The following is a 10,830-nucleotide window of genomic DNA, read 5'->3' as shown; positions in this document are numbered from 1 at the left end:
GCGTGACCTTGTCCCAGGCCAGATCGCGCTGCCCGAGAGCGGCGAGGAAGCGGGCGGGAGTCGTGCCGCCGGGCACGGCGAGCAGCGGCCTGCCCTTTTCAGCGAGCACCTCCCGAAGGCGGACCGCGACGGCCTCGGCCAACGCTTCCGACGCATCGGCGAGCGTCGCAAAGCGATGCCAGGAGACGGGACCGGCCATCAGGCGAAATCCGGATCGGCCCAGGAGCGGCCCTCGCGCTCGATCAGGCCGATCGCCTGCGACGGCCCCCACGAACCGGCGGCATAGCGGTGCGGATGCGGACTGTAGTCCTGCCAGCCGGCGATGATCGGATCGACCCATGTCCAGGCCTGTTCCACTTCGTCGCGATGCATGAACAGCGTCTGATCGCCGCGGATCACGTCGGTCAGCAAGCGTTCGTAGGCGTCCGGAGTCCGTTCGTCGAAGGCAGTGGAGTACCGCAGGTCGAGCTGGCGCGGGACGATCTTGAGGCGGCCCGAACCCGGCACCTTCATCATCAGCTGGAGCTGGACGCCGTCATTCGGCTGCAGCCGGATGACGAGGCGGTTCGCATCGAGCCGGTCGCAGGTGCCATTGCCGAAGATCGAGTGCGGCACCGGCTTGAAGGTGACGGCGATCTCGGAATAGCGCTGCGCCATGCGCTTGCCGGTGCGCAGGTAGATCGGCACGCCGGCCCAGCGCCAGTTGTCGACCTCGCAGCGGATCGCGACGAAGGTCTCGGTGTTCGAACCGTGGCCGAGTTCCTCGGTGTAGCCGCGGACCCGCTGGCCGTCGATCTGCCCCGGCCCGTACTGGCCGCGCACGGTATAGCGCTGGACGTCCGGCCCGACGATGGGACGCAGCGCCTTCAGCACCTTGATCTTCTCTTCCCGGACCGCGCCGGCCTCGAGCATGTTCGGCGGCTCGATAGCAAAGAGCGTCAGGAGCTGCATGAGATGGTTCTGCACCATGTCGCGCATATGCCCCGACTTGTCGTAGTATCCGGCGCGCTGCTCCAGCCCCACCGTCTCGGCGACGGTGATCTGGACATGGTCGATGTCGCGGCTCGACCATGATCGCTCGAACAGCGTGTTCGCGAAGCGCAGCACCAGCAGGTTCTGGACCGTCTCCTTGCCGAGATAATGGTCGATCCGATAGGTCCGGCTTTCCGGCAGGATGCGCGCGACCGCGTCGTTGATGGCCCGCGCCGAACCGAGATCGCGTCCGAGCGGCTTCTCGAGGATGACACGCGAGGTCGGCGTCAGGATGCCGGCCTTGGCCAGATTCTCGCAGATCGGGATGAAGAGATCGGGCGGGGTCGAGAGATAGAAGGAGCGGACGCGCTCGCTTTCGCCCAGTGCCTGCTTGAGGGCACCATAGGTCTCGGGTTGGACGGCATCCAGCATCACCACCGTGAGCCGTCGCAGGAACGGCTCGACCTGATCCTGCGGGATGCCTTCCTCATGGAGCCGCTTGGCGATCTGCTTCGGCAGCCCCTCGACATCCTCCTCCTTGCGGACGATGGCGAGGACGCGGCTTTCGCCGGGCAGGACACCTTCCCGGTTGCGCTGGGCGAGCGCCGGAAAAAGCTTGCGCAGGGCAAGGTCGCCGCCGGCACCGAAGATGACCAGGTCGAAGGGCGGGACCGGCGTCCGCTCGGGAATGGTCTCGGGCCGAAGCGCGTTGTCGACGATGGCATCCATGGCACTGAAACTCCGTAAGGCGTTGCCGGCTTCTCGTTGCCGGACAGACCTTGCCGCACAATCGAAGACCGACCGGACGCGAAGCAGTTAGCGCAAGGCTGCGACCAGAGTGAGACGGTTTTGCCGCGCTGCAAAGAGGGGGCGGCGCAGGGCGGCTGCCCCCGCCGTTCAGCCCGCGCGCCGGAAGCCCGCGCTGGCAGCCAGCAATTGCTGCGAATAGGCCGTATGCGGCTGGCGCGCGGCCAATGTCTCGACGGTCATTTCCTCGACGGCGCGACCGAACTGCATGACGAGCAGCCGCTCGCACATGTGCCCGACCACCGCGAGATCGTGGCTGACGAGAATGTAGGTGAGCTTGCGCTCCTGCCTCAGCGCCGCCAGCAGGTTCAGAACCTCGGCCTGGATGGAGACGTCGAGCGCCGAGGTCGGCTCGTCCAGGAGCAGGATCGACGGCTCGAGCACGAGGGCGCGGGCGATGGCGACGCGCTGGCGCTGGCCGCCCGAGAGCTGGTGCGGGTAGCGGAAGCGGAAGGAGGCCGGCAGGCCGACTTCGGACAGCGCCTTGCCGATCCGCGCCTCGGCATCGCGGATGCCGTGGATCGCGAGCGGCTCGGCCAGTGTGTCGTCGATCGTCTTCTTGGGATGCAGCGAGCCATAGGGGTCCTGGAAGACCATCTGGACGTTGCGATAGAACGCCTTGTCGCGGACCTTGGGCTGCACAGCTCCCTCGATCGCGACGGTGCCGCTCCAGTCACGATTGAGGCCGGAGAGCACGCGCAGAACGGTCGACTTGCCCGAGCCGGACTCGCCGACGAGGCCGTAGCTCTCGCCCTTGCGGACATCGAAGGAGAGATCCTTCACGACATGGGAGTCGCCGAAGGAGACGTTGAGCTTGTCGACGGAGATCGCGGTGTTCGTCATGCCAGCCACGCCGGGTCACGGTTGAGGGTGGCGAGCTTCGCCCGAGGATGGTCGAGGTCAGGCAGGCATTCGAGCAGGCCGACCGTATAGGGGTGGCGGCGGCTGCGCGCCGAGGGGTCGGCCAGCTCGGCCGCCGGCAGCGTCTCCATGACCTTGCCGCCATACATGACGATGACGCGGTCGCAGAAGGACTGAACCAGATGCAGGTCGTGGCTGATGAAGATCAGGCCCATGCCGCGCTCGGTCACGAGATCGTCGAGGATCTTCAGGATCTGGAGCTGGACGGTGACGTCGAGCGCCGAGGTCGGCTCGTCGGCGATCAGGATCTCCGGCTCCGCGATCAGCATCATAGCGATCATGACGCGCTGCCCCATGCCGCCCGAAACCTCGTGCGGATAGAGATCGTAGACGCGCGCCGGCTCACGGATCTGCACCTGCTCCAGCATGGCGAGGCTACGCTCGCGCGCCTCGCGGGCGCCGGCCCTGCGGTGGATGCGATAGGCTTCCGCGATCTGGCTGCCGACGGTCTGGACCGGATTGAGCGAGAACTTCGGGTCCTGCATCACCATCGAGATATGGCGGCCGCGCAGCTTGCGCCGCGTGCCCTTGTCCATCGTCATCAGGTCCTGGCCGCGGAAGCGCATGCCATCCGCGGTGACGACACCGGGATGCGGGATCAGGTCGAGGATGGCGCGGCCGGTCATCGACTTGCCCGAGCCGGACTCGCCGACGATGCCGAGACGCTCCCGCCCCAGCGTGAAGGACAGGCCGCGCACGGCCCGCACGATCCCGGTCGCGGTATGGAAATCGACCTTGAGATTGTCGACCTCGAGGAGAGGCTGCTCGCTCGCCATGACGTTACCTCGCATCCATGACGTCGCGGAGCCCGTCGCCGAGCAGGTTGAAGCCGAGCGCAACCACGCAGATCGCGATGCCCGGGAAGGTCGCGACCCACCACTGGTCGAAGATCTGCTCGCGGCCGGCCGAGATCATCGCGCCCCATTCCGGCATCGGCGGCTGCGCGCCGAGGCCGAGGAAGCCGAGGCCGGCGGCCGTCAGGATGATGCCGGCCATGTCGAAGGTGGTGCGCACGATCAGCGAGGGCATGCACATCGGCACGACATGCTTGCAGATGATGCGGGCGCGGGAGGCTCCCTGCAGGCGCATCGCCTCGATGTAGTCCTGGTTGCGGATCACCATGGTCTCGGCGCGTGCGACGCGGGCATAGGGCGGCCAGGTCGTGATCGCGATGGCTATGATGGCGTTGACGATGCCAGGGCCCAGCGCCGCGACGAACGCCAGGGCAAGCACGAGGCGTGGGAAGGCGAGGAAGACGTCGGTGATACGCATCAGGAGCCGGTCGACCCAGCCGCCGAAATAGCCGGAGACCGCGCCGATCAGCAGGCCGAAGGGACCGACCGTCACGACGACCAGCAGCACGATCACCAGCGTGATGCGCGTGCCGTAGACAATGCGGCTGAAAATGTCGCGGCCGAGTGCATCGGTGCCGAACCAGTTGGTGGCGGACGGCGGTAGGAGGCGCTTGTCGAGCGCCTGGGCGATCGGATCGAAGGGCGCGATCAGCGGCGCGAAGGCGGCGACCAGCAGCAGCAGGATGATGATGGCAAGGCCGCACACCGCCATCGGATTGCGCTTGAACGCGAGCCATTGCCGGTAGAGCTGGCCGAGGCGGGCCTGGCGGCGGGACTCAGGGCTGTCGCTGATCAGCCAGGCATGCAGGCCGGCGGAGGTATCGCTCATATGTTCCTCCTCAGCGCACGCGCGGATCGGCCAGGCGGCCGATGATGTCGGTCAAAAGGTTGACCGCGATGAAGACGACGCCGACCACCAGAGTGCCGCCGAGCACCGCGTTCATGTCGGCGTTGAGCAGCGCGTTGGTGAGATAGCGGCCGAGCCCCGGCCAGGCGAAGATCGTCTCGGTCAGCACCGAGCCTTCGAGCAAGTGCATGTAGGACAGCGCGATCACGGTGAAGAGCGGCACGGCGGCGTTGCGCAGCGCATGGCGCCAGATCACCGCGGTCTCGGAGACGCCCTTCACGCGGGCGGCGATGACGTATTGCTGCTGCAGCTCGCTGATCATGAAGCTGCGGGTCATGCGGCTGATATAGGCGACGGAGAGAAGGCCCAGGACCAGTGCCGGCAGGATCAGGTGCGAGAACGCGTCCCAGAACGCCTCCCATTCCCCTTCCAGCGCCGCATCGATCATGATGATGCCGGTGCGGGTGGTGACGATGTCCTGCCAGACGACGGAGATCCGGCCCGGCCCCGAGACCCAGCCGAGCTTGGCGTAGAACAGCAGGAGCGCCATCAGGCCGATCCAGAAGACAGGCACGGAATAGCCGACGAGGCCGACGACGCGGGCGACCTGGTCCTGCCAGCGCCCCTGGTTGACGGCGGCGAGGATGCCGAGCGGGACACCGATCACCACGCCGATCAGCGTACCGAGCGTGGCGAGTTCCAGCGTTGCCGGGAAGACGCGCTTGATGTCCTCGGCGACCGGGTTCGAGGTCAGCACGGAGGTGCCGAGATTCCCGGTGAAGACCTTGCCTATATAGATCGCGAATTGCTGCCAGAGCGGCTTGTCGAGGCCGAGCTCGATGCGCGCCGCCTCGTAGGTCTCGGGCTTGGCGTTGTCGCCGACGACGGCGAGCACCGGATCGATCGGGATGACGCGGGCGATGAAGAAGGTGACGAGCAGCAAGCCGAACATGGTGATGACCACGGTCGTCAGTTCGCGCGAGAGCGCGCGCGCCCAGCGGCCCAGCCTTCCGGACGATGCGCTCTTGCGCTCAGACGCCTGCGTCACGGCCGTCATGACCCGCCTCCGATTCTGGTCGTCATGGACAAGGTGTCTCCGGCCCGGGCGCCGCTAGCGCCGGGGCGTGTTCAGCGGGAACGCAAAGACCCGCCGAGGCCGGGGGCCAGGGCGGGTCTTCCGTGTCACGAACCTCAGTTCTTGACGATGGTCGCGTAGCGGTTGGTGTCGGAGCTCGGCCCGATCACCCAGCCATTCACGTTCTTGCGCTCGGCCGAGACTTCGATCTGCTGGAACATGATGACGAAGGGCGAGACCTTCTGGTGGTCACGCTGCAGCACCTCGTAGGTCGCCTTGCGCTTGGCGGCATCGGATTCGAGCACCGCGCCCTGAGTGACCTTGGTCATGTCCGGGATGTCCCAGGCATTGCGCCAGGCCAGCGTCTTCGACTTCGCTTCCTCGCCATTGTCCTCGTTGATCGCGAAGGTCTCGGCATTGGTGTGCGGATCGAGATAATCCGGGCCCCACTGGCCGATATAGATGTCGTGCGTGCGGGCGCGATACTTGGTCAGGGTCTGCTTGCCGTCGCCGGGGATGATCTCGAGCTTGACGCCGGCCTGGGCCCAGGTCGCCTGGATCGCCTGGGCGATGTCGGTGATCGGAGCGACCGAGCGGGTGTCCATGGTGACGGTGAAGCCGTTGGCGAGGCCGGCTTTGGCGAGCAGCTCCTTGGCCTTGGCGACGTTCAGCGAATAGGGCTTGTCCGAGATCGCGCCGAGGAAGCCCTGCGGCAGGAAGGATTCATGGCCCTTGTAGGTGCCCTCGAGGATGTTCTTCTCGATCGAGGCATAGTCGACAAGGAGCTTCAGCGCTTCGCGAACCTCGGGCTTGGCAAGGTTCGGGTTCTTCTGGTTCAGGCCGAGATAGAGAATGTAGCCCTTGTCGCCCTGGACGATCTTGATCGAGTCGTTGTTCTTGACCGCGGTCAGCTGATCCTTCGAGAGGTTGCGGGCGATATCGACGTCACCCTTCTCGACGAGCAGGCGCTGCGAGGCCGGCTCCGCGACGTGGCGCACGACGATGCGCTTGCTCTTCGGCGCGCCCTTCCACCAGCTCTCGTTCGCGTCGAGCGTATACTGTTCGTTCGGACGGTAGCTGCGGACCTTGTAGGCGCCGGAGCCGGCCGAGTTCAGCTTGAGCCAGGCATTGCCCCAGTCGCCGTCCTTCTCATTGGCCTTGACCAGCTTCGAGTCGACGATCGCGGCGACGCCGGAGGTCAGGCAGTTGTAGAAGAAGGTCGGCGCGAACGGCTTCGAGACCGTGATCTGGATCGTGTTCTCGTCGACGGCCTTGACCTTGTCCAGCACGTTCTCGGCGACGAAGCCGAACTGGCGCAGGATGAAGCCCGGCGACTTGTTGAGCGTGACCGCGCGCTGGAAGGAGTAGACCACGTCGGCTGCCGTCACGGGGTTGCCCGAGTGGAACTTGACGCCTTTGCGCAGCTTGAAGGTGTAGGTCAGGTTGTCGGGGCTGACGGTCCAGCTCTCGGCGAGATCCGGGATCAGCTCGTTGTTCTTGGAAATGTCGATGTTGATCAGCTTGTCGTAGACGTTAGCGCCGACCTCGACACCGGAGAACTCGAAGGCTTCGGCCGGATCGAGCGTGATGATGTCGTCGATCTGCTTGGCCATGACGACAGTGTCCTTCGGCGTCTGCGCGAAGGAGGCCGTCGTCGACATCAGGGCCGTAAAGGCCGAAACGGCCATCAACTTGGCTACATGACGCATCGATTTCCCCATCGTTGGTATCTCTGGGGCCATGGCGGCCCCTTGGGCGCTATCTGCAACCACTCGATTGCGCCTGTCCAGCGCCGCGCAGGCAATCCGCGCGCCATTGTGCACATCTGTTCGGCAGACAGCCCGCGACGAGCCGAAGATTTCCGACCTTGGGGAAGCGAGAGCGCTCGCACCTCGCGAGGCGATCGGTCATAGTCCCCGCGCTCCGGCGATTCCGCCGAAGGAATGCGGCGCCCAGACCGTACCCAGGCCAGCGCCCAGTAAGGGTTTGACCAAGCCGATGGCTGTTCAGGGGCACATCCGGCAGGACGAAGGCAGCAAGGCGGACCGTCGCGCCGCGCTCATCAACGGCTATCGCCCCTTCCCCGGTGTCCATGACGAGTTCGTCGATGCCTCCGGGACGGTTCGCCCGCATTGGGAGCCCTTTCTGTCCGAATGGTGCGCGCTGTCACCGGACGAGCTTTCCCAGCGCTTCGGCCTCGCCGACAGGCATGCGCACGACACCGGGCTTTCCTATCGCGTCCATGGCGATGTCGACGAGAACGACCCCGGCTTCGGGGAGCGCGCCTGGCCGCTTTCGCATGTTCCGCTGGTGATCCCCGAAACCGAGTGGCAGGTGATCGCGGCCGGCATCACCCAACGCGCGCAGCTGCTTTCCACCCTGCTCGACGACATCTACGGGCCGGGCGAGCTGATCGCCAGGGGTCTCCTGCCCGCCGCCGCGATCACCGGCAGCCCTGACTATCTGCGCCCGATCCACGGGACAGGGGGCGGCGGGCTGCAGCTCTACGCCGCCGATCTCGGGCGCGGCCCCGACGGGCGCTGGTGGGTGCTGCAGGACCGGACGCAGGCGCCCTCCGGGACCGGCTATGCGCTCGAAAACCGCCTCGCTTTGGCGCGCGCCTTCCCGGACATGTTCCGCAGCATGAACATCGAGCGGCTGGCGGCCTTCTTCCAGGGCTTCCGGGCCGGGCTGGTCGCCCGCTCGAAGCGGGTCGAGCCGCGCATCTGCCTGCTGACGCCGGGGCCGCTCAACGAGAGCTATTTCGAGCAGGCCTATCTTGCGCGCTATCTCGGCTTCCTGCTGGTCGAGGGCGGCGACCTGCTGATGCGCGAGGGCCGCGTGCAGGTGCGCACCATCGCGGGGCTGAAGCGAGCCGACGTGATCTGGCGGCGCATCGACGGCGATTTCGCCGACCCGCTCGAACTCAACGCGCAGTCGGCACTTGGCGTGGCCGGGCTGGTCGAGGCCGTGAGACAGGGGCAGGTCCATATCGCCAACGGGCTCGGCTCCGGCGTCGTCGAAGCGCGCGCGCTGATGGGCTTCCTGCCTGCGATCGCGAAGGAGCTCACCGGCGAAGAGCTGATTATGCCGCATGTCGCGACCTGGTGGTGCGGCCAGCCTCATGAGCGCCAGACCGTGCTCGACAGGCTGGGCGACATGAGCGTGGCCCCCGCCTTCCGGGGCTCCGGCAACGGGATCGACGGCGAGCCGGTGCTGCCGGGCGAGCTGCCGGAAGCCGAACGCGAGGCCTTGCGCGCACGCATCGCGGCGCGCGGCATGGACTATGTCGGCCAGGAGGTCGTGCGGCTTTCGACAACGCCCGTCTTCCAGAACGGCCGGCTCGAACCGCACCCGATGACGTTGCGCGTCTTCGCCGCGGCGACGCCGGATGGCTGGAAGGTGATGCCAGGCGGCTTCTGCCGCATCTCGGACGAGCCCGATGCGCGGGCGGTCAGCCTGCGCATGGGCGTGCGCTCCTGCGACGTCTGGATCACGGCCAAGGCACCGGTCGCGCAGATCAGCCTGCTGCCGTCGCCCGATCGGATCAGCATCCGCCGCGTCACGGGCACGCTGCCGAGCCGGGCCGCCGACAACCTGTTCTGGCTCGGCCGCTACCTTGAACGCGGCGAGGCGACGCTGCGACTGGTCCGTGCGCTGCTCGGCCGACTGATCGACGCCGATCCGGCGCCCGAACGGGCCGACACGATCCGGCAGCTCGCCGGAATGCTCGTCGCCTGGGGTGCAGCCCAGCCTGTGCTGGACGGGGCATCGCCGGCCACACAGGCCCATTCGGCGCTCTACAGCCTCGACGCCTATGGCTCCGCCGCGTCCTCCGTGCGCGAGGCGAGGCGCACCGCCTCGGTGATCCGGGAGCGGCTTTCGGTCGATGCCTGGCGCCTGTTCGGCGATGTCCTGCGCCAGCTCACATCACGCGGGGGCCGTGCCCCGAGCGAGGGCGAGACCTACGAGATCGCCGACCGGGCCCTGAAGTCGCTCGCCGCCTTCTCCGGTCTCAGCCAGGAAAACATGGTGCGCGGCGACGGCTGGCGCTTCCTCGATATCGGCCGGCGGGTGGAACGCGGCGTGGTGACCTGTCGTTTCGCGCGCCAGTTCTCCGACGACCATACGACCGACGACAGCCTGGACGCCCTGCTCGATCTGACCGATTCGCAGATCACCTACCGCTCGCGCTACCTGATCGGCGCGAGCCCCCTGCCCGTGCTCGATCTGGTGATGCTCGATCCCTACAATCCGCGCTCCGTCGCCTTCCAGATCGAAAGACTCGAGGCCGAGATCGCCGCCCTGCCCGCTCTGTCGGACGACGGCATGCTGGAGGAGCCGCGCCGGCTGGTGCTGCGCCTCGCGGCCGACAGCCGCACCATGGCGGCAAGCCGGCTCGACCGTGCCGGCATCCTGCAGTTCGAGCAATCGCTATTGACCCTCTCCGGCGCGATCGCCGACCGCTATTTCCTTCCCAATGCAACAGCGTATGCCCCGCGGATGACGAGCCTCGCGTGATCTACGATCTGCGCCACGTCACCACCTATCGCTACAGCCGCGAGGTGCCGTTCTCCCGCTGCATCATGCGTCTGCTGCCGCATGGCGGGGACGGTCAGGCAGTGCATCGAGCGAGCCTTTCGATCACGCCGCGCCCGGCCGAGCGCAGCGACGGCAGCTGCTTCTTCGGCAATCGCATCACCGCGGTGGTGCTGGCCAAGCCGCACTGGGAACTGAAGGTCGAGCTGCGCGCGCGCATCGAGGTGCGGCGGCCCATGCCTCCCCATGCCGGGCTGACGCGCGGCTGGGAGGAGGTCGCGGTGCTGGCCCTGGCCTCGCGCAGCCTGGCGCCGGATTCGCCGGCCCATCATCTGTATCCCAGCCGGCTCGTGCCGCAGGTGCCGGCCGTGATCGCCTATGCCCGGGAAAGCTTCGGCGCCAAGCGCCCTGTCCTCGAAGCCGCCTGCGAATTGATGGCGCGGATCCGGAACGAGTTCTCCTACGATCCGGCGGCGACGGAGGTCACCACGCCCCTGGCGGAGGCCTTCGCCCGCCGCCACGGCGTCTGCCAGGACTTCGCCCATATCATGATCGCCGGCCTGAGGGGCCTCGGCCTGCCCGCGGCCTATGTCAGCGGCTATATCCGCACCGTCGTGCCGCCCGGTGAGCAACGGCTCGAAGGCGCCGATGCCAGCCATGCCTGGGTGGCGCTCTGGTGCGGCCCGGAGATCGGCTGGGTCGGGCTCGATCCGACCAACAATCTGATCGTCGCCGACGACCATATCGTCACCGCCCTGGGTCGGGACTATGCAGACGTGGCTCCGCTGGAAGGCGTGGTGGTCGGGCCGGGTTCG

General features: G+C 67.1%; 9 protein-coding genes. 2 read left to right on the top strand and 7 right to left on the bottom strand.

From position 1 onward, the window contains the following. From ACIPIA_RS04135 to ACIPIA_RS04105, 7 genes are all read right to left on the bottom strand, one after another. On the bottom strand, nt 1–199 hold a 199-nt coding region (locus ACIPIA_RS04135; protein ID WP_400506952.1), incomplete at its 3' end, for a 6-phosphogluconolactonase. Further along, complete coding sequence (zwf, locus tag ACIPIA_RS04130) at nt 199–1,701, bottom strand: glucose-6-phosphate dehydrogenase (RefSeq protein ID WP_400506950.1); 1,503 nt, start codon at nt 1,699–1,701, stop codon at nt 199–201. The genes zwf and ACIPIA_RS04135, both read right to left, overlap by 1 nt. A 168-nt stretch (nt 1,702–1,869) precedes the next feature. Next, entirely contained in the window at nt 1,870–2,622 is a 753-nt protein-coding gene (locus ACIPIA_RS04125) for an ABC transporter ATP-binding protein (protein ID WP_400506948.1), read from the bottom strand. Beyond that, nucleotides 2,619–3,476 (bottom strand): ABC transporter ATP-binding protein, encoded by an 858-nt coding sequence (locus ACIPIA_RS04120; protein ID WP_400506946.1) that lies wholly within the window; start codon nt 3,474–3,476, stop codon nt 2,619–2,621. The genes ACIPIA_RS04125 and ACIPIA_RS04120 overlap by 4 nt, the downstream gene beginning before the upstream one ends. Before the next feature lie 4 nt (nt 3,477–3,480). Beyond that, nucleotides 3,481–4,383 (bottom strand): nickel transporter permease, encoded by a 903-nt coding sequence (gene nikC, locus ACIPIA_RS04115; RefSeq protein WP_400506944.1) that lies wholly within the window; start codon nt 4,381–4,383, stop codon nt 3,481–3,483. 10 nt (nt 4,384–4,393) lie between these two features. After that, complete coding sequence (locus ACIPIA_RS04110) at nt 4,394–5,458, bottom strand: ABC transporter permease (RefSeq protein ID WP_400506943.1); 1,065 nt, start codon at nt 5,456–5,458, stop codon at nt 4,394–4,396. Between the two features lie 134 nt (nt 5,459–5,592). Further along, nucleotides 5,593–7,197, bottom strand: a complete 1,605-nt coding sequence (locus tag ACIPIA_RS04105) for an ABC transporter substrate-binding protein (protein WP_400506941.1) — start codon at nt 7,195–7,197, stop codon at nt 5,593–5,595. Nucleotides 7,198–7,474: 277 nt separating this feature from the next. On the opposite strand from ACIPIA_RS04105, the gene ACIPIA_RS04100 reads away from it, so the two are divergent. Beyond that, nucleotides 7,475–9,997 carry a circularly permuted type 2 ATP-grasp protein gene (locus ACIPIA_RS04100; RefSeq protein ID WP_400506939.1) on the top strand — a complete coding sequence of 841 codons (2,523 nt, stop codon included), beginning with the start codon at nt 7,475–7,477 and terminating at the stop codon, nt 9,995–9,997. After that, the coding region (locus tag ACIPIA_RS04095) for a transglutaminase family protein (protein WP_400506937.1) at nt 9,994–10,830 on the top strand (837 nt) is incomplete at its 3' end. The genes ACIPIA_RS04100 and ACIPIA_RS04095, both read left to right, overlap by 4 nt.

The sequence above is a fragment of the Allobosea sp. CER48 genome (genome assembly GCF_044752385.1).
In the GTDB taxonomy this organism is placed as follows: domain Bacteria; phylum Pseudomonadota; class Alphaproteobacteria; order Rhizobiales; family Beijerinckiaceae; genus Allobosea.
Note: the sequence above shows the minus strand (reverse complement) of the source record. Positions and strands in the feature narration are given on the sequence as shown.

What these genes read in the sequence shown, in the direction of transcription:
- ACIPIA_RS04105 (WP_400506941.1), bottom strand. Translation starts at nt 7,197, where the DNA reads ATGGGGAAATCGATGCGTCATGTAGCCAAGTTGATGGCCGTTTCGGCC.
- nikC (WP_400506944.1), bottom strand. Translation starts at nt 4,383, where the DNA reads ATGAGCGATACCTCCGCCGGCCTGCATGCCTGGCTGATCAGCGACAGC.
- ACIPIA_RS04120 (WP_400506946.1), bottom strand. Translation starts at nt 3,476, where the DNA reads ATGGCGAGCGAGCAGCCTCTCCTCGAGGTCGACAATCTCAAGGTCGAT.
- ACIPIA_RS04110 (WP_400506943.1), bottom strand. Translation starts at nt 5,458, where the DNA reads ATGACGGCCGTGACGCAGGCGTCTGAGCGCAAGAGCGCATCGTCCGGA.
- ACIPIA_RS04100 (WP_400506939.1), top strand. Translation starts at nt 7,475, where the DNA reads ATGGCTGTTCAGGGGCACATCCGGCAGGACGAAGGCAGCAAGGCGGAC.
- ACIPIA_RS04125 (WP_400506948.1), bottom strand. Translation starts at nt 2,622, where the DNA reads ATGACGAACACCGCGATCTCCGTCGACAAGCTCAACGTCTCCTTCGGC.
- zwf (WP_400506950.1), bottom strand. Translation starts at nt 1,701, where the DNA reads ATGGATGCCATCGTCGACAACGCGCTTCGGCCCGAGACCATTCCCGAG.